This window comes from Bacillus sp. 005/A4HT-01/001 (genome assembly GCF_004634445.1).
Taxonomy (GTDB): domain Bacteria; phylum Bacillota; class Bacilli; order Bacillales; family Bacillaceae; genus Bacillus; species Bacillus altitudinis.
Map to the genome: position 1 here is coordinate 294991 of NZ_SEIZ01000001.1, position 26666 is coordinate 321656.

Below are 26666 nucleotides of genomic sequence, written 5' to 3' on the forward strand. Positions count from 1 at the left end.
TAAAATTTCACGTATTTAAAAAGTGTCAAAACCCTTATCTAACATGGGTTTTGACACTTTTTTAAAATCATATGGAGACGGTGGGAGTCGAACCCACGTCCAGAGACATCGATTACTTAAGCGTCTACGAGCGTAGTCAACATATTTACGTGTTCACTCATCCTCATGCCTGCTGACGGGCGCTTGGAGAGCTAGTCTGATGGATCTCTTCTTACGTCCTCAGACGAAAACGTAAGCGTAGCCTACTTCATTGGGCTCCTCACAGACACATAGGCGATGTCAGGAAGAGCTCGCTGCGCTTATTAGGCAGCTAGTGCTAAGTTTTGGTTAAAACTTTTAGTTTTGCCAGTTACATTTAGGTGCGTGTTAACGAGATCGCCTCTCGGCTCGCAGCCTAAGCTCGAACCATCCCTGTCGAATCCGTAACGTCCCCTTGTAAAAGGGATATACGGGATGGAAACGTTCTTTCGCTTAACTGCTTCCGTATATGACTATTATAACAATCTCATCGCTCGAAACAACTGGTGGTTTCTGTAAAAAAAACGACGGTGATTGTTTACTGCATAACATATTGTAGCATAATGCTTCCGCTCTCAGCAAGCCATCTGCATGCGTCTAGAATTGCTTTTGCCGGTCACGGAAAGCTCGCTCGATTTCACGTTTCGCATCTTTTTTCTTCAGATCTTCACGTTTATCATATTTCTTCTTCCCTTTACCGACTCCAATTAGCACTTTGGCAAAGCCATTTTTCAAATAGAGTTTAATGGGAACAAGTGAGTAGCCCTCTTCCTTTGTCGCACCAATCAATTTACTGATTTGTTTGCGGTGGAGCAGCAGCTTTCTCGTTCTGAGCGGATCATGGTTATAACGGTTCCCCTGCTCGTATGGGCTCACGTGCATATTGTGAAGAAACACTTCTCCTCGTTCGATTTTGGCAAAGGAATCTTTTAAATTCACTTTTCCTGCTCGAATGGATTTGATTTCAGTTCCTTGTAATACAAGGCCGGCTTCGTATGTTTCTTCTATAAAATAATCATGGTTGGCTTTTTTGTTTTGGGAAACAACCTTTCCCTCTCCCTTTGGCATTGGCGTACACCCTCCTTTTGACACAGACACGGTCCAAATCGTACGGATTATTTTATCAAACAATCCAGCTTTCGACAATGCTGCTGCCACGTGGTCAAAAAGCAAATAGAGCGTGATGCCCTATTTGCTTTTTGTCACGTTACTTTTTCTTTTTGCGCTTTTGTTTCGGTGCGTTATCAAATACGCGTTTTTTCTTTTTCTTCTTTTTACGACCTGTAAACCAGTCGCCGCCTTTATCCTCTTTGCCTTTTTCCGCAGAGGCCTTTTGACCTCCGCGTCCTTTTTTGGCTGGTGGATCTGTCCGTTTTTTGAACTTGAAGTCTTTTGGTGATTTACGGCGAGTGCCTTTCATCCCGACGATTTCAAAATCAATGGAATGCTCATCTTTATTCACACTCACCACTTTGACAGTAATTTCGTCACCGATACGGTAGACATTCCCTGTACGTTCACCAATCATGGCAAAGTGCTGTTCATCAAAACGATAGTAGTCGTCAGTCATGTAGCTCACATGGACAAGACCTTCTATCGTATTCGGCAGTTCAACGAATAGTCCGAAATTCGTGACAGAACTAATCATTCCATCAAACTCTTCACCGATTTTATCAAGCATAAACTCTGCCTTTTTCAGGTCATCTGTTTCGCGCTCAGCATCAACAGAGCGGCGCTCCATTGTAGATGCATGATCTGCGATTTCTGGCAGCAGTTGACCCCACTTTTCAAGGGTCGCTTCGTCTGTCTTTTTCTCTATTAAATAGGTTCTGATCAGCCTATGCACGATTAAGTCAGGGTAACGGCGGATTGGCGATGTGAAGTGTGTATAAAATTCGGTAGATAATCCAAAATGTCCAATGCTTTCTGGATCATACTTCGCCTGTTTCATTGAGCGAAGCATCACAGTTTGAATCACAACTTCTTCCGGCTGATCACGGACGGCATCAAGTACACTTTGAAGTGCGCGCGGGTGAATGTTCGTTGACGTCCCTTTCACAATGTAACCAAACGTCGTCACGAACTCTAAAAAGCGCTGAAGTTTCTCAGGATTTGGTTCTTCGTGAATTCGGTAAATGAACGGAACATTCATCCAGTGGAAATGCTCGGCAACTGTTTCGTTTGCCACCAGCATGAATTCTTCAATTAATTTTTCGGCAACAGAACGCTCACGAATAACTACGTCTTTCGCTGCGCCTTCATCATCTACAAGCACTTTTGCTTCCTTGAAGTCAAAGTCGACTGCTCCACGCTCCATTCGCTTGTCACGCAGAATTTCTGCAAGCTTCTCCATCTCTTGGAACATTGGTACTAACGGCTCGTATTTGTCTAAAAGCTCTTCATCTTGGTCAACTAAAATCTTATTCACATCGGAATAGGTCATTCTTTCCGTCGTCTTGATCACACTTTGGAAAATTTCGTGTTTGACGACTTTCCCACTTCGATCAATGATCATTTCACAAGAGAGTGTGAGACGATCTACCTTCGGATTCAATGAGCAAATGCCATTTGACAGGCGATGAGGAATCATTGGAATGACGCGGTCGACAAGATACACACTCGTTCCGCGCTCATAGGCTTCCTGATCAATCGGAGAGTTTTCCGTTACATAGTGAGAGACATCCGCAATATGCACACCCAGTTTGTATTTACCATCATCCAACTTTTGCACAGTAACCGCATCGTCCAAGTCCTTTGCATCTGCACCGTCAATCGTCACGATCGTTTCATTGCGCAGATCACGTCTACCTTCAAGGTCCTTTTCATCGATCGTTTCAGGTGTGTCTGCTGCCTGCTGGAGCGCTTCTTCCGGAAACTCACCTGGTAGACCGTGTTTATGAATAATCGACAAAATATCGATGCCAGGGTCATTTTTGTGACCAAGGATTTCCGTCACTTCACCCTCTGCGCTCATTCTTCCTTCTGGATAGCTTGTCAGCGTGACAACGACTTTATGACCTTCAACCGCTCCGTTTTTAGCGGATTTTGGAATAAAGATATCGTTTGTGATTTTTTTATCATCAGGGATGACAAAACCAAAACTTTTCGTTTCTGTATAGGTACCGACAACCGTCTGAGTATTACGCTCCAGAATACGGATGACCGTTCCTTCTTTTTTGGTGCCATTTGATTTGTGGCTGACACGAACCATGACGGTGTCGCCATTCATTGCTGTGCCTAGCTCATTTGGCGGAATGAAAATATCATCCTGTCCAAACTCTTCTGGTGTCACAAATGCAAATCCTTTTGCATGAGCAGACAGCTTCCCTTTGACCAAGTTCATTTTTTCCGGTACACCATAGCGGTCGCTGCGGGTACGGACGATAAGTCCCTGATCCTCTAATATCACAAGTGCTTTGACGAGCTCTTTATAATCATCTGGATTGGTAATTTCCATCATGACTTCTAATTCCTGTACCGTTAATGGTTTGTACGCCTCTTCTTGCATAAACGCAAGTAATTCATCCATAAATTCTTCTTTTTGCACACTCTAACCCCCTATATATTTAAATTGACCAATCGAGTGATTCTAAGAATGCATATACATCCTGATGAACCTTCTCTCGCTCTTTATCAAGCGTGATAACATGGCCCGATTCTTCATACCACTTTAAATGTTTTTCATCTGTCTCTACTTCGTTATAAATAATGTTTGCACTGTCTGTATTAATCATATGATCATGACGTGCCTGAACAACAAAAGTAGGTGAATAAATCATGTCAACATTGTTTCTGACATCTGCAATGAGTTCTTGCAGGCCTTTGAGCGTGCCCATTGGTGTTTTTTTGAACTCTTCCATCTCTTGCTCAATTTGATCCTCAGACTTACCCTCGAATTTTTTATAGTTACGGGCATAATCTAGTACACCCTGATACATGACTTCCTCACTTTTTATGTACATAGGTGCACACATAGGTACAATTCCCTTTACAGGTACAGTGTAACCTAATTTCAATGAAAAAACTCCTCCGAGGGATAGTCCGCAGACCGCAATTTCCTCATAACCTTCGTCTTTTAAAAATTGATAGCCTTCTTCTACATCTTTCCACCAATCTGTAGGACCTGTATGAACAAGCTCCTCTGGCGGTACACCGTGTCCTTTGTATTGAGGTGCATGGCATGTATAGCCTCTTTCATTCAAATAACGCCCAAGCATGCGAACATCGGCTGTATTCCCAGTAAAACCGTGAAGAAGAAGCACCGCCTTTTCTCCACCTTTAAACGTAAATGGTTTTGGTGTAACAACTTTCATGATGTGACTTCCTTTCCTTCTGATATGGTTTATATTTTCCACTTGTATGTATGAAACAAACACAAAAGAGTGCTGATAATAAAAAAAGGTCTGAAAAAAGATCAGACCTTCTGTTACTCGCGCCTACACGCCTAAATATGCCAATGCAAGTGTTAAGATGAAGAAAAGCACTGACAAAATGACAGTTAATCGGTGAAGAATCAAGTCAAGACCTCTCGCTTTTTGCTTACCGAAAAGCTGCTCAGCTCCACCTGAAATAGCGCCTGACAGTCCTGCACTTTTACTTGATTGTAATAATACAACGATGATAAGTGCGATACTGACAATTACGAGTAATGTGATAACAAATGCGTGCATGAAAACACCTCCAGACAAACTGGTACACATAACTTTATTTTACATGAAAACAAGGTGCATGTCACGAAACATCAAAATAAAGATTTCCTATATATTGTCGACTTTATTTATCATTTTGATTCAATTTCGCTCCAATGGATTGTATGCAGCATTTTTTATATGCAATTTTTGAGGTTAAAAAGCGTTTTTAGCGAGTTGCTTCTTCTTTTAAGAGCTGTTTTAATTCTACTAACAGCCTTTCAGCTCCTTCAGGACTCAGCACGACGTTACCATTTCCATAGCTTTTGTTGTATTTCGTTATTTGACCAGTTAATAAGCAGCTCTTATCTGCATCATATTTTTTCAGCATAATGGTTTGATCTTCGATGAAAATTTCTAACAGCTGCTCTTCTTTTATATTGAGTACCTTTCGCATTTCTGAAGGCAGAACAATTCTGCCAAGCGAATCAATGTGTCTTACCATTCCAGTTCTTTTCAATGAAGCCGCCTCCTTAATGATCATACGATGATTTCATTTATTGACTTTTGTCAACATCTTCATAGTAAAATAAATCTTCAAATTTTTTATCAAAGTAATGAATCATTTTGCCAATGACAAGCTGTCCTGGCTTCCGGTGACCATTCAATACCCTGCTGAGTGTGGCAGGAGAGATGCCAATTTCATCTGCGAGCTGATTTAAAGACATATCGTTTTCGATCATATACTGCATCACAAACGCCCGCCTGATCTGAATCTTTTCGACCATCATTACAACCTCCTATAGGATCAATATGTACAACATGTAGGACTCTCATATCTCCCGGATTCATTAACTTATGTCAACACTTTTACGCCCTTTCTATTTCCTTTGGTCAATGATCATACTAAAATAAGTCATATACTGAAATGTGAGGTTCGATGACATGAATCACTTTGGTGAACAATTACGCATTTTAAGAGAGAATAGAAAGATGTCTGTCAATCAACTCGCCATGTATTCAGGCGTAAGCGCTGCCGGTATTTCTCGGATTGAGAATGGAAAGCGTGGTGTGCCAAAGCCTTTAACCATAAAAAAATTAGCACGCGCTTTGAAGGTGCCTTATGAGGATTTAATGCTGCTTGCCGGTTATATTGAACAGGAAAAAGTGCATGAAATGAAACCGAAATATGAATCCATATTAAAAATCTATCAAACGGCGCTTCAAAAGGATGTAGAACATCTCCCTATTTTCGATGGAGACCAATGGGAAACACTCACCGCACAAGACATCAGCCAGCTGAATCAATACTTTCTCACGCTCATTAACCAAAAAAAGGCGAACAAATAGCGGGGCATAAACATAAGATACATCCACTATTAACTAATGTCAATATTTTCATGGTGCACTTATTGCCAATAGTCAACAAATCGAGTACACTAGAGATAACTAATCTTTAACCATGTGAGGTTTTGAGTTGATGAACTTCGGTGCATATTTAAGAGCATTACGTGAGAAAAGGAAACTATCGGTGAACCAATTAGCGATGTATTCAGAGGTCAGCGCTGCTGGTATTTCTCGGATTGAAAACGGGAAACGCGGCATTCCGAAACCTCCTACAATTAAAAAACTAGCAGGTGCATTAAAAGTACCTTATGAGGACATGATGCAGGCTGCAGGGTATATTGAAGAAGCTTCTTCTGCCTATGTCATAAAGGAAGAAGAAACGGCTTTTACCCAAATAAAAGAAGCAGCAGAGCAATATGAACTTGATGATCTTGAAATATTTAATGGGGACATATGGTCCACCCTTTCTAAACATGAAATAGAGGATTTAAACCGCTATTTATTATTTCTACTAAACAGCCGTTCGTCATCGTAAAATGTTTTGATCATTGACAAGCTTTTTGCGCCGATTTTTGACAGAATTACGGTATAATGGGTTCAGATTGGAGTGAAGAAAGATGAATCAATCTGATATGTGCCCGCGGTTTGAAAAAGCAGTTGAGTTATTAAGTAAACGCTGGGTGGCACTGATTGTTTTTCAGCTTCTCTCAGGTTCACAGCGCTTTAGTGAAATCGAAGCAGCTCTGACCAATTTAAGCGGAAGGGTTTTATCTGAGAGATTAAAAGAGCTGGAAGCAGCAGGCATTGTAAAACGGGAGGTTTTTGCTGAAACACCCGTGCGTATTGAGTATTCATTAACTGATATGGGGCGTTCACTTGCACCCGTTTTTGAGGAAATTGCGAAGTGGTCCTCTGAATGGATCACACTTGAATCATAAATGTCTCCTGATGTGAGCCGCCTAATCATAATAAAAAAACCTCCCCTACAGATGTAGAGGAGGTTTTGTCTTTTCAAGCATTTATGCGGATGTCATGTTTTTTTCAGCTAACGCCTTGCTTTCTTTTTTCTTGTTGGTTGGGCTTAAATAGCGTTCAAGCCAGCCCATGACAAGGTCGGCAATAATGGCCATGAGCGCAGTTGGAATAGCACCTGCTAAAATAATGGCTGTTCCGTTTGTCGCGTTTGATCCTCTGATGATGATATCACCAAGTCCTCCAGCACCAACAAATGTCCCAATCGCTGTAATACCGATTGCGATCACAAGTGCGGTTCTTAAACCAGCCATAATGACAGATAAAGCAAGCGGTAATTCAACCATTCTCAGCACTTGCCATTTCGTCATACCCATCGCTTTCCCCGATTCTAAATAGGCATGCTCAATGCTGACAATACCTGTGTACGTGTTACGGATAATCGGCAGAAGCGAATACAAAAAGAGTGATAAGATGACTGTATTTGCGCCAAGTCCTAATACAAGCATCAACACAGAAAGCATCGCTAACGCTGGAATGGTTTGAATGACATTGGTTATTGCGAACACCCAATTGCTCAGTTTGCGGTAATGCGCCACAAAGATGCCGACTGGTATTCCGACAATTGCCGCAAATAATACCCCATACGCTGACATGAGGAAATGCCGGTAAAATTCTTCTAACACATATGAACCGTTCTGTTGATAATACGCCCATAATTGCTGCAGTGTGTCCATCAGCTCTGACACCTCCCAATCTTACTCAAAGTAATTGTGTTTCTTTAAAAAATCTCTCGCAACAGTCGCTGGTTCTTTTAGTTCTCCATCGACTTGATAATTGAGCTCTTGCATTTGTTCGGTATCGATTTTTCCAATCAACCTATTGATCACCTTGTCCAGTCCTGGATTATCTTTTAATACCTTCTCAGGGACAACTGGTGATGCATCGTATGGTGGGAAGAATCGTTTATCATCTTTTAAGATTTTGAGATTATACGCTTTGATCCGGCCATCTGTTGAATAGGCAAGCACAATATCCATTTTTTCATTTTTCAATGCGTCATAGACTAGACCGATCTGCATCGGAAAAGTGCTTCCAAATTCAATTCCGTATGTTTTCACAAACCCTTCGTAACCGTCACCTTTCTTTTTCAGCCAAATATTATCCACACCGAAGCGATAATTTTTGGCATTCTTTTTTAAATCAGAGACTGTTTCTAGGTTGTTTTCCTTTGCCATCTTCTGCGTCACAGCAAAGGCATACGTATTATCAAACCCATAGGAATCAAACCATTTATAATCATAGCGCTTTTTGAATTCTTTCTGGACGATTTCCATTGCACGCTTTGGATCTTTTTCTGCATCCATTCCTAGCGTACTTGTTAAATCCGTGCCTGTATATCGTGTTGCCGAAATGTCGACATCCCCGTTTTCCATTGCTTTCTGCTGCACCGTATTTGAGCCTAAATTCTTCACAATGGTTGTCTTTTTATCTGTGTAATGCTCAATGATGTCTCCCACCATATAGGCCATAATTTCTGATTCTGTAAAGTTTTGTGCACCGATTCGCAGCGTGCTCCCTGAAGAGCCGGCTAGTCCAGGAAGTGAACAGCCACTTATGAATAGCAAGCATCCGGCAAGCAGTGCACTGATCCATTTTGTTTTTCGATTCTTCACATGAGCCAACTCCTTATGAAACTTCCTTCAATCCTTTTAAGCCTTCTGGTGTTACTTTTTTCTCAAGCTTCATCAATGTAAGGTCAATGATGACGGCTAAAATAGTGACAGGGATCGCACCCGCAATAATGTATTCCGGCTGGTAAAGCTGAAGCCCAATTAAAATGTAGTCACCAAGACCGCCTCCACCGATAAAAGCAGCAAGTGTTGTCCATCCAATTAAATAAATCGTTGAGGTTCTGACCCCTGCCATAATGACCGGAACAGCAAGCGGCAGTTCCACAAGACGAATTTGTTCCCATGTCGTCATGCCAATCCCTTTACCAGATTCAAGCAAGTTTTTGTTCACACCTTGAACACCGGCATACGTATTTCTTAAAATAGGCAAAACGGAATAGAAAAATAGCGCAACGATCGCAGGTATTTTTCCAACTCCCAAAATAGGAATAAAAAATGCAAGAATCGCTAAACTAGGGAGTGTTTGAAAGATATTCACGACGCCGATGACAAAACCGGCGCCTCTTTTCATTCGTGTAAGAATGACGCCTAAAGGAACGGCCACGATAATGCCTAACACAACGGCAATTAAAGAAATGTATAAATGCTCCCACATTTTTGTGAGGAGTTCCCCACCATTTTTCTCAAGAAAATCGATGATTTGATCCATGTGTACACCTCCCTTAGTTCATTTCAGTGACAGCCTCCGGGGTATCTTCTCCCCAAATAGAGTCATATACGACATCTACAAGACTTGCACGTGTGACGATACCTTTTAAGTGCCCTTTTGCATCGACAACCGGTACATATTTAATGCCGCGTATTAAGATCTTTCGGACAGTATCTCTAAGAAGCGCACCTTCTTGTACTGTATAAAATTCTGTATTTAAAATATCGCCAACGAAGGCTGCTTTTCTGCGGTTTGCATCGATGGTTTCAATATCGATATAGCCTTTCAGCACATGATTTTCATCAACGACAAGCAGGGAATCAACCCGCTTTTCTCTCATAATAAAGATGGCATCTGTCAATGTTTTTTCGACGGTAATTGTGACTGGAGACGTGTTCATCATTTGTTCCACACGTTCCATATTCGGGTTTGACTGAAGTAGACGTTCTTTCCCGATGAATTCTTCTACGAATTCGTTCACAGGGTTACGTAAAATGTCATCTGGTGTGCCCACTTGGACAATCTCTCCATCTTTTAAAATGACAATGCGGTCTGCAAGTTTGATCGCTTCATCCATGTCATGTGTGACGAATACGATTGTTTTATTTAACGTTTTTTGCAGTTTCTTAAATTCTTCCTGCAATGAATCTCTTGTGATCGGGTCAAGTGCTCCAAATGGTTCATCCATCAGGATTAAAGGGGGTTCTGCTGCGAGTGCGCGAAGAACGCCGATACGCTGCTGCTGTCCTCCACTGAGTTCATGCGGGTAACGCTCTAAGTATTCCGGCCCCATATCGACGAGTTTGAGCAATTCACGCGCTCGTTCTTTTCGTTTTTCTTCCGGCCACTTCAGCAGCTTCGGCACAAGGGAAATGTTTTGTGCGATGGTCATATGAGGGAAAAGTCCAATTTGCTGAATCACATAACCAATTTCTCTTCTTAATTGGACTGGATCTTTTTTCATAATGTTTTCTCCCTCGATCAATATGTTTCCTGAGGAAGGTTCAATCAGTCGGTTAATCATCTTCATGGTTGTCGTTTTACCACAGCCACTCGGTCCAATAAAACAAATAAATTCTCCTTTTGCTATTTCTAAATCAATATTTTTGACAGCTTTTTTTCCGCCTTTATACGTCTTAGATACATTCTCTAGTTTCAGCAAATGAGACACCTCCAATTAGTCGGATATATATTTTCAGAAAATTTACACCTTATTTATTATAGTGCAAACTTTATAAAATAAAAAGTTTACGATGTGTTTGTATTGCATAAGATTTATTTAAAATTTTCAGTTAACGGCCTGATATGTACCGATCCCTCCTTTTTTCTCCAACTTACGAGCAAATACTCAATATTTATTGTTTTCATGAACAAACAGGTATATGATATATTGTGTTACAAATTGTCAGTCGTGAAGGGATGAAGCGGGGAATGGACAAGCAAGCGTTAGGCGCCATTCAAAAAGCACAGGATCATTATATTGAAAAAGCTGCCGAGAACATGAATGCCTTTGGTCTTTCTGCCACAGTGGGTAGAGTGCTTGGTATCATTCATATGAACCGTAAACCAATGACGCTCGGTGAGCTCTCAGAGGCGACCGGCATGAGCAAAACAAGAATGAGTCAAGTCGTTCGAGAAATGCTTGATCTGAATATTGCTGAAAAGGTTTATGAAAAAGGAATACGCAAAGATTTATATGACGTTGAGCAAGATCAATATCAAACCTTTATTTCATTGTTTGCAGCCAATTGGTCACGTGTTGTCAGCAAAAATCGCAAGGCACATAAGAAGACATGCAAGGAATTGCTGGAGCTGCTTGAACAAGATGACCTGCCAGAAGAAACAGTAGATAAAATCAATCTTCTTCTTTCAGAAATCAAGGAAAGTCTCGATTATTATGACTGGATTAGCCGGTTAATTGAGTTCTTTGAAAGTGAAGAAGTATTTCAACATGTGCCAAAACCTTAAAAAAAGCTGTTTTATTTTACAATTTTGTAGAAAAAAACAGCTTTTTTATATACACTTATGACATTAGCATTGGGAACATCCCTTTGATCCCTGCGCCAATCATCTCTACTGCCACAACAGCTAGAATCAATCCCATTAATCGTGTCACGACATTCATCTCTGTTTTCCCCATTTTTCGCATAATGAAACTTGAATAATGAAATGCATAATAGGTCATGGCAAGTACAACCACAATGCCAATAAGAATCGCAAGCAGATGAAGCGTTACTTGGTGGCTTCCTGGCGTTAAGCTCATGACAGTCGCAATTGTACCAGGTCCGGCAATGATCGGAATGGCGAGCGGGGTCACCGAAACATCGGCCTTCTCTTTGCTCTCTGCCTTTTCATCCGAATGAGGGTTTTGAACATGTGATTCTTTTGCATTCAGCAAATTGTAAGCGATACCAAAAATAAAAATACCTCCGGCGATACGGAGTGCATGGATATCAATGCCAAACAATTTGAAAATGAGCCTGCCTGCCAAAAGAAAGGCAATCAAAATCATAAAAGACACAACAATCGCTTTTTTGGCCGTCTGGGCGCGTTCTTTTTCTGAGTAGCCTTCTGTTAAAGTGATGAAAAGAGGCACGTTTCCAATGGGATTTGAGACAGCAAATAATGACACAATGACATGAATCATAAAGGAAATCAACAGACACCCTCCTTTTTTCATAGTGTCTGCTAATCTGATGCGAATATTCCCTTGTTCTGTTAAAACCTGGTTTGTTTTAACCGATGATAATAGAGGTTTAACGAAAGGGGAATAGAACATGAAAAAAAACATCACGATCATTGTCCTGTCTGTGATCATCCTAGGTGCAACTGGCTGGATTGTGTGGCAGCAGCAGTCGCTCACCGCGGCAGAGAAAAAACACCAGCAAGAAATGAGAAAGAATGATGAGCAGCTGACACAATTAAAGTCAGAAGGAACGGATATGAAAGATGAAATGGATGGTCAAAAAAAGGAATTGTCCACCGTCACAAACAAGCTGAAGAAAGAAAAGAAGGCGCATCAAAAAGAAACCAAACAGCGTAAAGCGCTTGAGTTAAAAATAGATCAGCTTCAAAAAGAACTGGCATCAGCGAAAGCAACGGCTCAAGCGAATAAGCAGGCAGCACAAACGACTAGGAAAACAACTGTTAAGAAAGCCCCAAATGTCACCCATCATCCTCCTTCTCAATGGGTGCAGGATCAATATGATTGGGGTGTTAAACAAGGGTATATCAAAGAATAGAGAGGATGAAATGATTTGATACAGATTCGGCCATTGTCTCATGATCAATCTGTTCCTATGGATCTTTTACTATTAGCTGACCCTTCAACTGAAAAAGTCATTGCCTATGTACAATCTGGTTCTTGTTATGTTGCTTTTCATAAACAGGACATGATTGGTGTGTATGTTCTGACGCCTCTGTCTCAGCAGACAGTGGAAATCATGAATGTCGCCGTGAAAGAGTCATGGCAAGGTAGAGGAATTGGGAAGCAGCTGATCCGCCATGCTATTTCAGAAGCCAAGGCAGCTGGCTTTCATACAATTGAAATTGGCACAGGCAACTCTAGTATTCAGCAGCTCGCCCTTTATCAAAAATGCGGTTTTCGCATGGCGTCTATCGATCACGATTTCTTTCTGAAGCACTATGATGAACCGATTTATGAGAACGGTATTCAGTGTATGGATATGGTGCGGTTGTCACTCGTTCTTCAAGCAGACTGACTTCATTCAGCCTGCTTTTTTTTATGTTCTGCTCTTTTTCACTGCATGAATCACATATTGAATCAAGAAGTAGAGAGCGGCACCCGCTAAAAAACAGACCACGCACCCAAAGAGCGTTGCCTCTGAGCTGAATTGATACTGTTCAATTTTCATGATATAAAATGGCATACCAAATAGAGTTGGACTTGATTCAACATGATGAATCTCTAGCAGCATTAAAAATACTGGTGTCATAAACACAGCAAACACATAAAGCATCGCAAGCGTTAAGCCGCTAGAAAACGAATGAAATACTTTAACCATTTAGTTCTCTCCTTTCATCTCTTTTAAACTGGCGATGATATTTTTCCCGTCTGGGCAAGCTGGATGCAGCATTACTGTATTTAATAAAGAAAATAGCAGCAATGGATGCGTCAATGGATGCCTCCACATGAAGAAAAGCACACCCGAGCAGATCACTGGAAACACAGGACCTGCAAGTGCCACCATCACATTAAAACCCGGCCGTGAAAATTTCTCATGGACAATCGACACGTGCTTCCAATCGATCATTACCACATAATCAAAGATGGGTTTTTTTTCGATTTTGTTGCACACCATCACCATCAGGATATGTCCGAGTTCATGAATGAGCACAACGGCTATTAAGCAAAATAAAAGCGTCATCATCGCACAATCGGCCTCTTTAGCATGGCAGCATATATGAAGATGAAGAATGCGGCTGAACAAGCCATATAGGCAGTTGAGAGCAGCTGGGTATTTGCAGAAAGCCACTGGACTAAAAGCATATCCAACATACTAAACACAGCAATCATCATCACGATCACAAACAGTTTATTAAAATCACTAATCTTCACGACAAACCCGACACATGCTGCCATGACAGTGATCAATAAAATGGACAAACTCGCCAAACCGTGCCCTTCACTTTCAACCCCAATCATGAAATAAGCAAGCCCGATATAGACAAAATAAATCAATATATTCATTGTGTAATAAAATAAAATTCTTGATAATAAATAGGCACCCTTTGATGTATTTAACATAAAAATGGCTCGCTGATTGAGATGATATTCCCTGCCAATCATGAGCGGTAGCATAATAAGGATCTCCTTTAAGGCAAACTGCACAATAAAAGCAAACAGCCAGCCAGTCTCTGCCGGAGTAAAGATGAATGGGAGACCTATCGTGAAACAGACAAGAAACAGGAACAAAATACCTTGTTCTTTAAACACAGCTGATCGGCTAAAATAAACAAGCTCCTGCCGCAGATGTGTGAAAAATGAAGAATCCGATCTGATTTTTTGGTAAGAAAACGACTTCACCTCTACCTTTAGCTGCAAAAACATCCGATTGACATAACAAGCCGCCAAGCCTTTCAGCCAAAACCACCCTGCACATAGAAAGATCATCAGAAATACAAGATAGATAGACGGCCATACGTGAATCATCTCAACCGCTTTTTGAAAAAGGAGAAACACGAAAGCACCGAGCGTCACAAATCCAATCGTTTGCAGCAGTAAATGCTCTTTTGTTTTTGATATAAAATGGCTCACACCAATTCGTATCAGCATCCAAGAAGCAAGCGTATAGAGCGCCAATCCACAGCAAGTGATCCCTACCACAATGATCCAATACAAAGATAGTGTAACGCCGCTAATGATCAGTCCTAATAGGATGGGTAAAAAAAGCAGACCAAGCATGATGAAACAAAACAGCACTGGAAAGAAATACACACAAAGGACAAATGAGACACTTTGCATCGCACTATTCAAAAAGAAGAACTGATACTCTTGACGCTTCATTTTATGACGGGAAAAGACAATACCTGCTCCCAAAAGCAGCAGGGTCATTTTCACAAATTGAAGGTATAAAGCAACTGGTTCGCTCTCCCCTACTTGCATAAAAAAACGCAGGCTCATGACAACGTATATGGCGTAGATCAGCAATAAAAAAACGGCTGCGGCGAGAAGCTGCAAAGGATATTTTTTGCCGAGCTGCTTGATTTTCGTTGTGAGCATGCCCCATTCTATTTTATGAAGAACGTGTCGTGTCCAAGTCATTGAGCAACCTCTCCACCTGCATATAGTAATCTTGATTCACTTCTTTATAAATATCCTCAAGTGCTTGATGAGGGAATGTTTTGTTTGTTTCTTGACGTGACATATCCAGCTTGATATCACCGTTTCTTAAGATCATAAGGTGGTCATACAATGTCTCACCAAAGCCCAAATGATGGGTAGAAATGAGAATGCCTGCACCTTGATTTCTCAGCTTCATGAGCACCTTTTTTAAGATGATCATCATATCTGGATCAAGTCCATTTGTAGGCTCGTCGAATACATAATAATCACAAGACCTAAGGAGCTGTGAAATGATTTGGGTTTTCTTTTGATTGCCATGAGACAGCTGGGCAATTGGCTGATCCATATAAGGTCTCAGCTCAAACAGATCGACGAAGGCCTCTTCTCGAGGTCCATTTCGTTTGTCTGGAAGCTGGAGTAAATGAAAATATTCTCTCGGCGTTAAATAATCAAACAAAGCATGATCATCAGGAATATAGGAAACATGTTCTTTCAAAAAGGAGATATGTGCTGAGGATTGAAAATTCAGCTGTTTACCATCTAAAGAGACAACACCCGTAAATGGTGTCAGGCCAAACATAGACTGAATCATCGTGGTTTTTCCTGCCCCATTATGCCCCAAAAGCAGAAGCATACGTCCTTTCTCTACATTTAACTGAATATCGCGGAGAGAAAAGGTGCGGCTATACGTTTTTTCTGTTAAGTGTAATGTCAGCATCATGTCCCTCCATTTATTTCAGATAGAACAGATGACCTCGCATCTGTTCTCACCATTTGTTAGAAGCCGCATTTGATTTTAATATACAGGCCTAAAAACTTGAACTCTCCTAAAAATTTCGAGCCTTTTCCAAATGTTTTGCATGCCCAAATCAAAGCTGCAGCTGTCACAATGCCTAAGATAGCGGCAAGGACATAAATCCAAAATGCATTTTTCTGTACGTTCTTAGAAGTTAGAATTCGTTGCTTCCTTTCATCATATGCCGCCAGTAGGTGAAGGACATACATGTACACGCCTACTGGAAAACGAAGGCTAAAAGGATTCAGCATCTCATCACCCCCTAATATATGTAAAATGATACCACCCCCATGCAAATAGCATAAGTTCAATTCAGATCATATTTTTAGAAGAGTTTTCATGATTTATTGCTTATAAATCGTCAAGCTCATCGTTTCACCTCTGACTGAAGGATGATTTTTTACAAAAATAGGATATGACAAAGGAAGCAGAGCCTATTCGCTTGAGCCAGCTTTGCGTCTTTATTTCAACATAAAAAAAGCGCTGCGATACGCTCTTTTCAAAAGAGCGCACGCAGCGCGTTGCTTTACATTACTTATTCAAGTTGTAGAATGTAGCAATGCCGTGGTATTGAGCTGTTTCAGCCAATTGATCTTCGATGCGAAGTAATTGGTTGTATTTCGCCACACGGTCCGTACGAGATGGAGCACCTGTTTTGATTTGTCCAGCGTTAGTTGCAACTGCAATGTCTGCAATTGTGCTGTCTTCTGTTTCACCAGAACGGTGAGAGATAACAGCTGTATAGCCTGCACGTTTCGCCATTTCGATTGCATCAAATGTTTCAGTTAATGTACCGATTTGGTTTACTTTGATGAGGATTGAGTTACCAACGCCGTTTTTGATTCCTTCAGAAAGCTTCTTCGTATTTGTTACGAACAAGTCGTCTCCTACTAGCTGAACCTTGCTGCCAAGACGCTCAGTTAATAGTTTGTGACCTTCCCAGTCGTTTTCATCAAGGCCGTCTTCGATTGAGATGATTGGGTATTTCGATACCATATCTTCATACCAGTCAACCATTTCAGCAGATGTTTTCACAACACCTTCGCCTGATAAATGATATTTACCGTCTTCTTTGTTATAGAACTCAGAAGATGCAGCATCCATCGCAAGTTTCACTTCTTCACCTGGTTTGAAACCAGCTTTTTCAATCGCTTCTACGATTGTTTGAAGTGCTTCTTCGTTAGAACCAAGGTTTGGAGCGAATCCACCTTCGTCACCTACAGCTGTGTTTAAGCCTTTTGCGCTTAATACAGATTTCAGGCTATGGAAGATTTGAGCGCCCATGCGAAGTGCTTCACGGAAGTTCGGTGCACCTACAGGCATAATCATGAATTCTTGAATGTCTACGTTGTTATCCGCATGCTCTCCACCGTTGACGATGTTCATCATCGGTACTGGAAGCGTTTTGGAGTTGAATCCACCAAGGTATTGATAAAGTGGAATTTGTAAGAAATCAGCAGCCGCACGTGCTACAGCGATAGATACGCCAAGGATTGCGTTTGCACCTAATTTCCCTTTGTTTTCAGTTCCGTCAAGCTCGATTAACATTTTGTCAATTGCTACTTGTTCAGTGACATCAAAGCCTAAAAGCTCTGGTGCAATGATTTCGTTTACGTTGTTTACAGCTGTCAAAACACCTTTTCCAAGGTAACGGTCTTTGTCTCCGTCACGTAGTTCTACTGCTTCATATTCACCAGTAGAAGCACCACTTGGTACTAGTGCACGGCCAAAGCCGCCAGATTCTGTGTAAACTTCTACTTCAACTGTTGGATTACCGCGAGAGTCTAATACTTCGCGTGCATATACGTCAACAATGTATGGCATCGTTATTTCTCTCCTTTTGAATCAATTTGTTATTTTTGAATCAATGATGTTCCTGTCATCTCTTTTGGTTTTTCAAGACCAAGTAAGTCTAAAAGCGTTGGAGATAGATCAGCTAAAATGCCGCCTTCTCTAAGCTTCGCATCTTTTTTCGTTACGATGACTGGCACAGGATTCGTTGTATGTGCAGTATGCGGCTTTCCTTCTTCGGTAATGAGCACGTCTGCGTTACCGTGGTCTGCCGTGATGATGGCATGTCCGCCTTTTGCTAGGATTGCGTCGACTACAGCTCCTAAGCACTCATCTACTGCTTCAATGGCTTTGATTGTTGGCTCAAGCATTCCTGAATGCCCCACCATATCTGGGTTAGCAAAGTTCAGAATGATCGCATCATGCTTGTCCGCATTGATGTCTGCAACAAGTGCATCCTTTACCTCATAAGCGCTCATTTCTGGCTTGAGGTCATAGGTTGCGACATCTGGTGAATTGATTAAGATGCGGTCTTCTCCAGGAAATTCTTCTTCACGTCCACCACTCATAAAGAACGTCACGTGAGGATATTTCTCTGTTTCAGCAATCCGCAGCTGCTTCAATCCATTTTGAGAAAGTACTTCTCCTACTGTGTTATCCAAATTCACTGGTTTGAAAGCCACATAGCCATCTACCGTTTCACTGAAGTGTGTGAAGCAGACGAAGTGTAAATCCTTCGGATGTGCTTCCCCGCGGTCAAACGAGCGGAAATCTTCATTTGTGAATGTGTTTGAAATTTGAATCGCACGGTCTGGACGGAAGTTATAGAAAATCACAGAGTCGCCGTCGTTTACTTTTGCAACCGGCTCACCATTTTCTCTCGTAATGACAGATGGAATAACGAACTCATCGTAGATTCCATTTTCATAGGAGTCATCAACGACATCATAGATGTTTTGATAACTTGGGCCTTCACCATACGCCATCGCGCGATATGCTTTCTCCACACGATCCCAGCGCTTGTCACGGTCCATTGAGTAATAGCGTCCAGAAAGTGTTGCGACTTCTCCGACACCGATTTCTTTGATTTGTTCTTCAAGCTGTTTTAAGTACACTTTCGCTGTCTTCTGACCAACATCACGTCCGTCTAAGAAACCGTGAATGTATACTTTTGTTAAGCCTTCTTTTTTCGCTAGTTTCAGCAAGGCAAAAAGATGCTGGATGTGGCTGTGCACACCGCCGTCTGACAAGAGGCCGAATAAATGAAGCGCCTTGTCATTTTCTTTTGCATAAGTCATTGCATCTAGGAACGTTTCGTTTTTCTCAAATTCCCCATCACGAATGGCCACATTCACTCTTGTTAAGCTTTGGTACACGATGCGTCCTGCACCGATGTTCAAATGCCCAACTTCAGAGTTCCCCATTTGACCTTCTGGGAGGCCCACTGCCTCACCTGAAGCCGTTAAGGTTTGATGCGGGAATTCGTTCCAGTAGCGGTCGAAGTTCGGTTTCTTTGCTTGGGCAACAGCGTTACCGACTGTTTCGCCTCTTAAACCGAATCCATCTAAGATGATTAATGCAGCTGGTTTCTTACTCATATTGACCTTCCTCCAATAATTGAACGAAAGACTGAGGTTCTAAGCTTGCGCCGCCTACCAAAGCACCGTCAATATCGGATTCTGCCATATATTCTTTAATATTCGCAGGTTTCACGCTTCCGCCATATTGAATGCGAAGGCTGTCTGCCGCTTCTTGACCATATTCACTTGCAACTGTTTGGCGAATGTGCGCACAAACATCGTTTGCATCTTTCGCTGTAGAAGATTTACCTGTACCGATCGCCCAGATTGGCTCATAGGCAATCACAGATTCAGCGACTTGCTGCTTCGTTAAACCAGCTAGTGCTTTCTTCACTTGATCAGCGACAAGTTCGTTTGTTTTGCCTGCTTCACGTTCTTCAAGCGTTTCACCTACACAGATGATTGGAACGATGCCATGCTTGAATGCAGCATGTGCTTTTTTGTTCACTGTTTCATCTGTTTCAGCGAAGAATTCGCGGCGCTCTGAATGACCGATCACTGAGTATCCGATGCCAAGATCTTTAAGCGCAGCAGGGCTGATTTCACCAGTGAATGCACCGTTTTCTTCAAAGTGCATGTTTTGCGCACCAATTTTAAGGTCTGTTCCGTTAGAAAGGCTGTTCAGCTTTTCAAGGAAAAGGGCTGGTGCACAGACAATAGATTCCACTTTGTCAGGAGATGGAATAGATGATTTGACTTCTTCAACGAAACTTACAGCTTCACCAAGTGTTTTGTTCATCTTCCAGTTCCCAGCTATAATTGGTTTTCTCATGATTGACACTTCCTTATAGCAGTTTTGGTCTTATTTATCGTTTAATGCAGTCACACCTGGAAGTTCTTTGCCTTCCATAAATTCAAGTGAAGCGCCGCCGCCTGTAGAAATATGGCTCATCTGATCGGCAAGACCAAATTTCTCAACAGCTGCTGCTGAATCTCCACCACCAATGACAGAATATGTATCTTTTGCTTCTGCCAGTGCTTCTGCGATTGCTTTTGTTCCTTTAGCGAATGCATCGATTTCAAATACACCCATTGGTCCGTTCCAGACAACAAGTTTGCTGTTTTTAATGACATCAGCATACTTCTCTCTTGTCTCTGTTCCAATATCAAGTGCTTCTAAATCACTTGGAATTTCAGAGATTGGCACAATGCTTGTATTCGCATCATTTGAAAAGTCGTCGGCTACCAGAACATCTGTTGGAATCAGGAAGTTCACGCCTTTTTCTTTTGCACGGTCCATAAAGGATTTCGCTAAATCTACTTTGTCTTCTTCTAATAGAGATTTCCCTACTTCGTGGCCAAGTGCTTTGACAAATGTATAAGCAAGTCCGCCGCCGATGATCAGGTTGTCCACTTTATCAAGAAGACTTTCAATTACACCGATTTTATCCTTTACTTTTGCGCCACCTATAATCGCTGTAAATGGGCGATCAGGGTTTGAAATGGCTTTCCCTAGAACCTCAAGCTCTTTTTGCATGAGGAAGCCTGAAACAGCCGGAAGATACGCTGCAATACCAGCTGTGGATGCATGTGCACGGTGTGCAGCACCGAACGCATCATTGACATACACATCGGCTAAATCAGCAAACGCTTTTGATAATTCAGGATCGTTCTTTTCTTCACCAGGATAGAAACGAACGTTTTCAAGCACTAGCACATCTCCTTCTTTTAAGTTAGAGATTTGCTTTTTCACGTTGTCGCCGTAAGCTTCATCTGCTTTTTTCACTTCTTGTCCAAGAAGCTCTTGCAGACGTTTTGCTACAGGTGTCAGACGCAGTTCTTCAGTAACTTGACCTTTCGGACGACCCAAATGACTAGCTAGTAGTACCTTTGCGCCTTGTCCTGTTAAATACTCAATCGTTGGTAATGCTGCGCGAATACGAGTATCATCCGTCACTTTTCCGTCCTTCATTGGAACGTTAAAATCTACGCGGCAGAACACAACTTTACCTTTTACGTCAATGTCTTTTACTGATTTCTTATTCATGCTCGTCAGGAGATCCTCCTTTATTCTGGTTTCCTTACGCATTGGACAAGTCTCTCTTTATCCTTTTCCCATTTTGCCCTCATCAAAACGAGAAATCGTGCAGAACGGATAAATACAGAGAAAAAGGGAAAGGGATGCTTCCCCTTCCCTTGTCCGTCTTCATTATATCGTGTCTCTAGGAAAGAACCAAGTGAGTTCCTTCAGTGTGAGAAATTAAAGACCTTGTTTTGCAATGTAAGCTGCAAGGTCAACAACGCGGTGAGAATATCCACTCTCGTTATCGTACCAAGAAATGACTTTCACCATGCTGCCTTCCATTACCATTGTAGAAAGAGCATCGATTGTTGAAGAGTTTGCATTACCATTGTAGTCACCAGATACTAATGGCTCTTCGCTGTAGCCAAGGATTCCTTTAAGTTCTCCTTCAGCTGCTTCTTTAAGTGCCGCATTTACGTCTTCAGCTGTCACATCTTGATTTAATTCAGCAACAAGATCAACTAAAGAAACGTTAGGTGTTGGAACACGCATAGCGCCACCGTTTAATTTACCTTTAAGTTCAGGCAATACAAGTGAAACAGCTTTCGCAGCACCTGTAGAAGTTGGGATGATGTTTTCCGCAGCTGCACGAGCACGACGGTAGTCTTTGTGCGGAAGATCAAGAATTTGTTGGTCATTTGTGTATGAGTGAACAGTTGTCATCATACCGCGTTTGATACCAAATTTATCGTTAAGTACTTTTGCAAATGGAGCTAAGCAGTTTGTTGTACAAGATGCATTAGAGATGACATCGTGGCTAGCTGCATCGTATTTGTCTTCGTTTACACCCATAACGATTGTAATATCTTCTTCGTTAGCAGGAGCAGAGATGATGACTTTTTTAGCGCCAGCTTCTAAGTGTTTAGCAGCGTCTGCACGTTTAGTGAAGAATCCAGTAGATTCAACAACGATTTCTACGCCTTGTTTACCCCAGCTTAATTTCGCAGGGTCACGCTCAGCTGATACTTCGATTGTTTTACCGTTCACTACTAAGTTCGTACCGTCTACAGAAACCTCTGCATCTAGTTTTCCGTGAACAGAGTCATATTGTAAAAGGTGTGCAAGCATGTTAGCGTCTGTTAGATCGTTAACCGCTACTACCTCAACTTCAGGATTGTTTAATGCTGCACGAAATACGTTACGTCCAATACGTCCAAATCCGTTAATACCGACTTTTACTGCCATGATGTTTCCTCCTTTTATAGGTCACAATGTTTTATATTGAGGGATCAATTGACTCCCTTAATAACTCTTTTGCGGCTCCTTCGTCTGTGACGAGAACCGTTCGGCGGGGTTTTTTGAAATAAGCTTCAATGGCCCCTGCCTTTGATGATCCACCAGCAACAGCAATGATGTGTGGAATGCTTTCTAAATCATCTAGCTGCATGCCGACGGAGTGCACTTTGTGGACGACCTCGCCATCACGATTAAAGTAATAGCCAAAAGCCTCTGTCACTGCGTCATGCTCATCAATTTTTTTTAAATCTTCAGCGGGTGTGTTTCGTCTCATCGCCATTGTTTTTGCTTCACCGATTCCATGAATGAGCATCGTGGATGATTTAATTGTTTGAAGCACTTCTTTGACGGACGGCTCTTCAATAATGGAAGAGTAAGCACCTTCTGACAGCTGTCCTGGAACAAACAGCAGTTTGTAAGTACCGGAAGCTTTTTCAGCCATGTGGGCACAAATGGTGTTTGCCTGATTTTTTACATTCTCCCCAAGACCGCCTCTCGCAGGGACAAACATCATGTCTCTGTTTTTGGCATCAGGGGTCATCATTTCGGCAACGGCTTCCATCGTCGTTCCGCCAGTGACGGCGACGATATTATTTCCAGTAAACCTTTTTTTCATACACTGGACAGCAGCTCTTCCCATTTCTTGCTTCACCCACGGGGATTCATCGCTGTCACCAGAAACAATGATGACTTCTTCCAGGCCTAATTTCCTCTTTAATGTATTTTCCAAAAAGGTTAAACCTAAAACGTCCTTCATCATTCCTTCAAGCATTTCAAGCAAAGCATGACCTTCAGTCGTCAGCATCATACCGCTCGTTTTGACATCCAGCAGATTTTGTTCCTTTAAGAACTGAACTTCAGCTCTTAAAATACGTTCACTCAGACCAAGACTTGTCGCAAGACTTCTGCGACCAATTGGTTCAGCTAATCTGATGTACTGCAAAATGTCGTAGCGTTTTTGCATAACTGTGAGAAGATCTGGTAATAATTTTTTTTGAGCTTCCAATAAACGATTCATGGCTAACGACCCTTTCTTTTCACGTTGGACTAAAAACGTCCCACTGTGACAAAAAACGTCCCGCCACAGCCAAAAAAAATCAATCCCTGCTTTCTTTAATTATTTTAACAGGATAATCTTGCATTTTCAACTCTTACAAACACATTTAGACAAAAAATAGACACATTTTGACCGATAACCTGCTTGTCATCTAGCTTTCCGCTATTTTATTTTTTTCAAACTATTTATTTTCTTCTATATTGAATGCATTTGTCTTTGAAAAGGTGCAGGCGGTCAAAAGCCGCCTGCTTATGTTTTCGGTATCGTTTCTTTCTCTTCATTAAACCGTTTCGCATCTTCCTTCGGTTTAATCTTGAGGTAGTAAATGATGTAGCAGGCGGCCATAAATGGAACTCCGCAATAAAGACCAATCCGCTGATCCTCAATAAAGAATAAACTGATAAGAACAATGCCAAATGCGATAAAACCTGCTAATGGCACAAATGGATAGAAAGGCGTTCGGAAGACCAGATCCTTTACATCTCCGCCCTCTTTTATGAATTGTCTCCTAAAGAAGTATTGGGATAAACAAATAGACATCCAAACAACGACAAGCACCATACCCGAAATGGATATGAGCCAGACATATACCGTTTTTGGTGCTACAACACTCGTGAGCAGTGATAGAGCGGATACACCCATTGTCACCAATAAGGCATTGATCGGGATTTTACGTTTGGATAATTTTTTCGTGAAAACAGGTCCTTTCCCGTCTTTTGAAAGCGCCCATAGCATACGTGATGATGCATATAATCCAGAGTTCGCTACAGATAAGACGGCTGTAATGATGATAAAATTCATGATATCTGCGGCGTATGGTATGCCGACCTTGTCCAATACCACAACAAACGGACTATCCACTGCGCCGGCGGTCTGCCATGGAAGAAGGGCTGCAAGAACCGCAATGGATAAAACAAAAAAGACCATCGTCCGCCAAATAATATTCCGAATAGAACGCGGGAGTGTTTTTTCCGGACTTTCACTTTCACCTGCTGCAATCCCTACAAGCTCTGTTCCTTGAAAGGAGAAATTGACTGTGACCATGGTTAATAAAATCGCCAAAAGACCATTAGGAAAAAGGCCGCCATGATCCGTCAAATGACGAAATAGTGGGGCAGGTTCCCCGCCTTTTAAGTGAATCATTCCGAAAATTGCGCCAATTCCAATGATAATAAACAATAAGATCGCAGCAACCTTGATGGCTGAAAACCAGAACTCTGTTTCAGCGAAACTGCGTGCCGAGATGGCATTGATGGAAAATAAGATGACGCTAAAGGCAAGACACCAAAGCCAAACAGGGATATCTGGGAACCACCTTTGGAGTAGAATACCTGCTGATGTAAACTCAAGTCCAATCGTACACGCCCAGCTAAACCAATAGAGCCAGCCGATCATAAAGCCCGTCGATGGACCAATATACTTCGTGGCATACTCCTGAAAAGAACCAGCTGTCGGCATCGCCACTGCTAATTCACCAAGACAGAGCATCACCAAATACATGAGCAATCCGCCAATGATAAACGAAAGAATGGCTCCCCCTGGGCCTGCCTGATGAATAATGAGTCCTGACCCAAGGAAAAGGCCTGTTCCAATGACCCCACCTAAGGCAATCATAAAGAGATGTCTACTTTTCATGGAACGCTCTAGTTCATTATGCTGTTCTGGCTTCAAATCCGCTTCCCCACTTTCACTCTTCTATTCATCAACCTTTGACAAAATTCGCCGTTCATTGAAAGAGAAAGGGAGAATTTGAAGTCTTCTCCCTTGATCATTTATGCTTGAAATAACGCTTCGATATGAGCGATTGCCCAATCCAAGTCTTCTTTTGAAATGGTGAGCGGCGGTGCAAATCGAATTACTGTCTCATGGGTTTCTTTGCATAACAGCCCGGCTTGCTTGAGCTTCTCGCAATAGGGTCTAGCTGCCTCAGTCAGTTCCATTCCAATAAATAGTCCACGCCCGCGCACTTCCTTAATGACAGGACTTTGAATGTGTGACAGTTTGTCTTTGAAATATTCCCCAAGCTCCAATGAGCGCTCGGCAAGCTTCTCGTCGATTAAAACATCTAGTGCAGCTAGCGATACTGCGCACGCAAGAGGATTCCCGCCAAAGGTAGACCCGTGAGATCCTGGGTTAAACACACCTAAAATATCACGATTTGCTACAACACATGAGATCGGGAATACCCCGCCGCCAAGTGCTTTACCAAGAATCAGCATATCCGGCTCAATGCCTTCCCAGTCGCATGCAAACATCTTGCCAGTCCGCGCTAATCCCACTTGAATTTCATCTGCGATCAATAACACATGTTCCTTCTCACAGATCGCTTTTGCCTCTTTTATAAAGCCCTCGGGCGGCATGACAATGCCCGCTTCCCCTTGAATCGGTTCAAAGAGAAAAGCTGCTGTTTGCGGAGTGATCGCTTCGCGTAACGCCTCAATATCTCCATAAGGGATGAGCTTTATGCCCGGAAGCATCGGACCGAAACCTCTTTGATATTCTGCTTCCGAAGAAAGTGACACAGCCGTCATTGTACGACCATGAAAATTCCCGGTACATGCAATGATTTCTGCCCGATTCTCTTCGATACCCTTGACATCATAGCCCCATCGTCTCGCTGCCTTTATCGCCGTTTCCACAGCCTCTGCTCCTGTATTCATCGGCAATGCCATCTCTTTATTCGTTAATTTGCAAATCTTCTCATACCATGGGCCAAGCTGATCATTATGGAAGGCCCTTGATGTGAGTGTCACGCGGTCAGCTTGTGTTTTAAGCGCTTCAATAATGCGGGGATGGCGATGTCCTTGGTTCACTGCAGAATATGCACTGAGCATATCCATGTAGCGGTTGCCCTCAGGATCAGTCACCCACACTCCCTCAGCCTCTGAAATCACAATTGGCAACGGATGATAGTTCGCCGCACCGTATTGTTCTGTTTGATGAATCAATGCTTTTGTCTGTGTCATCGTGTATTCCTCCTTCTATAAGCTTGCCTCTTTTGATTGGGTTTATCTTCACTCTTATGTTATGCAAGGATCATGCCAACTTAGTGATCGCTCTGTGCCTAGG

At 42.1% G+C, this 26666-nt stretch carries 30 protein-coding genes and 1 other RNA gene; 6 read left to right on the forward strand and 25 right to left on the reverse strand.

The features are described from left to right. Window positions 1-69: 69 nt before the first annotated feature. The 7 genes from ssrA to ES896_RS01610 all read right to left on the reverse strand — a co-directional run bounded on the left by ssrA (window position 70) and on the right by ES896_RS01610 (window position 5437). Window positions 70-433: a transfer-messenger RNA gene (gene ssrA / locus ES896_RS01580) on the reverse strand. Window positions 434-615: 182 nt separating this feature from the next. After that, on the reverse strand, window positions 616-1086 hold the full coding sequence (smpB, locus tag ES896_RS01585) for an SsrA-binding protein SmpB (protein ID WP_008347658.1): 471 nt from the start codon (window positions 1084-1086) through the stop codon (window positions 616-618). A 139-nt stretch (window positions 1087-1225) separates the two neighbouring features. Continuing rightward, window positions 1226-3565 (reverse strand): ribonuclease R, encoded by a 2340-nt coding sequence (gene rnr, locus ES896_RS01590; protein ID WP_125589640.1) that lies wholly within the window; start codon window positions 3563-3565, stop codon window positions 1226-1228. A 19-nt stretch (window positions 3566-3584) separates the two neighbouring features. Continuing rightward, window positions 3585-4331: an alpha/beta hydrolase gene (locus ES896_RS01595; RefSeq protein WP_039963774.1), complete on the reverse strand. Its 747-nt coding sequence runs from the start codon at window positions 4329-4331 to the stop codon at window positions 3585-3587. Window positions 4332-4454: 123 nt separating this feature from the next. Next, the gene (gene secG, locus ES896_RS01600; RefSeq protein WP_003212746.1) at window positions 4455-4688 is read right to left on the reverse strand and encodes a preprotein translocase subunit SecG; all 234 of its coding nucleotides are present in this window, start codon (window positions 4686-4688) and stop codon (window positions 4455-4457) included. Between the two features lie 187 nt (window positions 4689-4875). Continuing rightward, complete coding sequence (locus tag ES896_RS01605) at window positions 4876-5166, reverse strand: AbrB/MazE/SpoVT family DNA-binding domain-containing protein (RefSeq protein WP_008347666.1); 291 nt, start codon at window positions 5164-5166, stop codon at window positions 4876-4878. Between the two features lie 37 nt (window positions 5167-5203). Beyond that, window positions 5204-5437, reverse strand: a complete 234-nt coding sequence (locus ES896_RS01610; RefSeq protein ID WP_008347669.1) for a helix-turn-helix domain-containing protein — start codon at window positions 5435-5437, stop codon at window positions 5204-5206. A 154-nt stretch (window positions 5438-5591) separates the two neighbouring features. On the opposite strand from ES896_RS01610, the gene ES896_RS01615 reads away from it, so the two are divergent. The 3 genes from ES896_RS01615 to ES896_RS01625 all read left to right on the forward strand — a co-directional run bounded on the left by ES896_RS01615 (window position 5592) and on the right by ES896_RS01625 (window position 6931). Further along, entirely contained in the window at window positions 5592-5996 is a 405-nt protein-coding gene (locus ES896_RS01615; RefSeq protein ID WP_007500204.1) for a helix-turn-helix domain-containing protein, read from the forward strand. Between the two features lie 130 nt (window positions 5997-6126). After that, a complete protein-coding gene (locus ES896_RS01620; protein WP_008347673.1) occupies window positions 6127-6528 on the forward strand; it encodes a helix-turn-helix domain-containing protein in 402 nt (133 codons plus the stop codon). Between the two features lie 82 nt (window positions 6529-6610). Then, window positions 6611-6931, forward strand: a complete 321-nt coding sequence (locus ES896_RS01625; RefSeq protein ID WP_007500199.1) for a winged helix-turn-helix transcriptional regulator — start codon at window positions 6611-6613, stop codon at window positions 6929-6931. Between the two features lie 81 nt (window positions 6932-7012). On the opposite strand, the gene ES896_RS01630 is transcribed toward ES896_RS01625, so the two are convergent. The 4 genes from ES896_RS01630 to ES896_RS01645 are packed head-to-tail and all read right to left on the reverse strand — an operon-like array spanning window position 7013 to window position 10470. Then, window positions 7013-7702, reverse strand: coding sequence for an ABC transporter permease (locus tag ES896_RS01630; RefSeq protein ID WP_008347676.1), 690 nt, complete (start codon window positions 7700-7702; stop codon window positions 7013-7015). Between the two features lie 21 nt (window positions 7703-7723). After that, window positions 7724-8641, reverse strand: coding sequence for an osmoprotectant ABC transporter substrate-binding protein (locus ES896_RS01635; RefSeq protein WP_041507780.1), 918 nt, complete (start codon window positions 8639-8641; stop codon window positions 7724-7726). 13 nt (window positions 8642-8654) lie between these two features. Further along, entirely contained in the window at window positions 8655-9308 is a 654-nt protein-coding gene (locus ES896_RS01640; RefSeq protein ID WP_008347681.1) for an ABC transporter permease, read from the reverse strand. 13 nt (window positions 9309-9321) lie between these two features. Next, complete coding sequence (locus ES896_RS01645) at window positions 9322-10470, reverse strand: betaine/proline/choline family ABC transporter ATP-binding protein (RefSeq protein ID WP_017359222.1); 1149 nt, start codon at window positions 10468-10470, stop codon at window positions 9322-9324. 269 nt (window positions 10471-10739) lie between these two features. On the opposite strand from ES896_RS01645, the gene ES896_RS01650 reads away from it, so the two are divergent. Further along, window positions 10740-11276, forward strand: a complete 537-nt coding sequence (locus ES896_RS01650; RefSeq protein ID WP_017359221.1) for a GbsR/MarR family transcriptional regulator — start codon at window positions 10740-10742, stop codon at window positions 11274-11276. Window positions 11277-11331: 55 nt separating this feature from the next. Here ES896_RS01650 and ES896_RS01655 read toward each other — a convergent pair whose 3' ends face one another. Next, window positions 11332-11967: a MarC family protein gene (locus ES896_RS01655; RefSeq protein ID WP_035389414.1), complete on the reverse strand. Its 636-nt coding sequence runs from the start codon at window positions 11965-11967 to the stop codon at window positions 11332-11334. Between the two features lie 118 nt (window positions 11968-12085). On the opposite strand from ES896_RS01655, the gene ES896_RS01660 reads away from it, so the two are divergent. Beyond that, complete coding sequence (locus tag ES896_RS01660; RefSeq protein WP_135226275.1) at window positions 12086-12550, forward strand: hypothetical protein; 465 nt, start codon at window positions 12086-12088, stop codon at window positions 12548-12550. A gap of 15 nt (window positions 12551-12565) precedes the next feature. Next, the gene (locus ES896_RS01665; RefSeq protein ID WP_035389418.1) at window positions 12566-13030 is read left to right on the forward strand and encodes a GNAT family N-acetyltransferase; all 465 of its coding nucleotides are present in this window, start codon (window positions 12566-12568) and stop codon (window positions 13028-13030) included. A gap of 21 nt (window positions 13031-13051) precedes the next feature. Here ES896_RS01665 and ES896_RS01670 read toward each other — a convergent pair whose 3' ends face one another. The 13 genes from ES896_RS01670 to ES896_RS01730 form a co-directional block, all read right to left on the reverse strand. Next, on the reverse strand, window positions 13052-13333 hold the full coding sequence (locus ES896_RS01670; protein WP_116306227.1) for a hypothetical protein: 282 nt from the start codon (window positions 13331-13333) through the stop codon (window positions 13052-13054). Further along, the gene (locus ES896_RS01675; RefSeq protein ID WP_135226276.1) at window positions 13334-13699 is read right to left on the reverse strand and encodes a hypothetical protein; all 366 of its coding nucleotides are present in this window, start codon (window positions 13697-13699) and stop codon (window positions 13334-13336) included. It abuts the gene before it with no gap. Further along, on the reverse strand, window positions 13696-15093 hold the full coding sequence (locus ES896_RS01680) for a hypothetical protein (RefSeq protein WP_135226277.1): 1398 nt from the start codon (window positions 15091-15093) through the stop codon (window positions 13696-13698). Before ES896_RS01680 ends, ES896_RS01675 begins: the two co-directional genes overlap by 4 nt. Beyond that, window positions 15065-15832 (reverse strand): ATP-binding cassette domain-containing protein, encoded by a 768-nt coding sequence (locus ES896_RS01685; protein ID WP_008347699.1) that lies wholly within the window; start codon window positions 15830-15832, stop codon window positions 15065-15067. The genes ES896_RS01680 and ES896_RS01685 overlap by 29 nt, the downstream gene beginning before the upstream one ends. A 59-nt stretch (window positions 15833-15891) precedes the next feature. After that, the gene (locus tag ES896_RS01690; protein ID WP_008347702.1) at window positions 15892-16161 is read right to left on the reverse strand and encodes a hypothetical protein; all 270 of its coding nucleotides are present in this window, start codon (window positions 16159-16161) and stop codon (window positions 15892-15894) included. Window positions 16162-16441: 280 nt separating this feature from the next. Next, window positions 16442-17734, reverse strand: coding sequence for a phosphopyruvate hydratase (gene eno, locus ES896_RS01695; RefSeq protein ID WP_003212752.1), 1293 nt, complete (start codon window positions 17732-17734; stop codon window positions 16442-16444). Window positions 17735-17763: 29 nt separating this feature from the next. Beyond that, on the reverse strand, window positions 17764-19299 hold the full coding sequence (gene gpmI / locus ES896_RS01700; RefSeq protein WP_008347705.1) for a 2,3-bisphosphoglycerate-independent phosphoglycerate mutase: 1536 nt from the start codon (window positions 19297-19299) through the stop codon (window positions 17764-17766). Next, window positions 19292-20053 (reverse strand): triose-phosphate isomerase, encoded by a 762-nt coding sequence (tpiA, locus tag ES896_RS01705; protein WP_008347706.1) that lies wholly within the window; start codon window positions 20051-20053, stop codon window positions 19292-19294. The genes gpmI and tpiA overlap by 8 nt, the downstream gene beginning before the upstream one ends. Window positions 20054-20083: 30 nt before the next feature. Continuing rightward, window positions 20084-21268 (reverse strand): phosphoglycerate kinase, encoded by a 1185-nt coding sequence (locus tag ES896_RS01710; protein ID WP_008347708.1) that lies wholly within the window; start codon window positions 21266-21268, stop codon window positions 20084-20086. Window positions 21269-21481: 213 nt separating this feature from the next. After that, complete coding sequence (gene gap / locus ES896_RS01715) at window positions 21482-22489, reverse strand: type I glyceraldehyde-3-phosphate dehydrogenase (RefSeq protein ID WP_007500174.1); 1008 nt, start codon at window positions 22487-22489, stop codon at window positions 21482-21484. A gap of 31 nt (window positions 22490-22520) precedes the next feature. Next, window positions 22521-23558, reverse strand: coding sequence for a sugar-binding transcriptional regulator (locus ES896_RS01720; protein ID WP_008347711.1), 1038 nt, complete (start codon window positions 23556-23558; stop codon window positions 22521-22523). A gap of 288 nt (window positions 23559-23846) precedes the next feature. Further along, window positions 23847-25232 (reverse strand): amino acid permease, encoded by a 1386-nt coding sequence (locus ES896_RS01725; protein ID WP_048002953.1) that lies wholly within the window; start codon window positions 25230-25232, stop codon window positions 23847-23849. A 137-nt stretch (window positions 25233-25369) separates the two neighbouring features. Further along, a complete protein-coding gene (locus ES896_RS01730; protein ID WP_135226278.1) occupies window positions 25370-26563 on the reverse strand; it encodes an ornithine--oxo-acid transaminase in 1194 nt (397 codons plus the stop codon). Window positions 26564-26666: the final 103 nt, after the last annotated feature.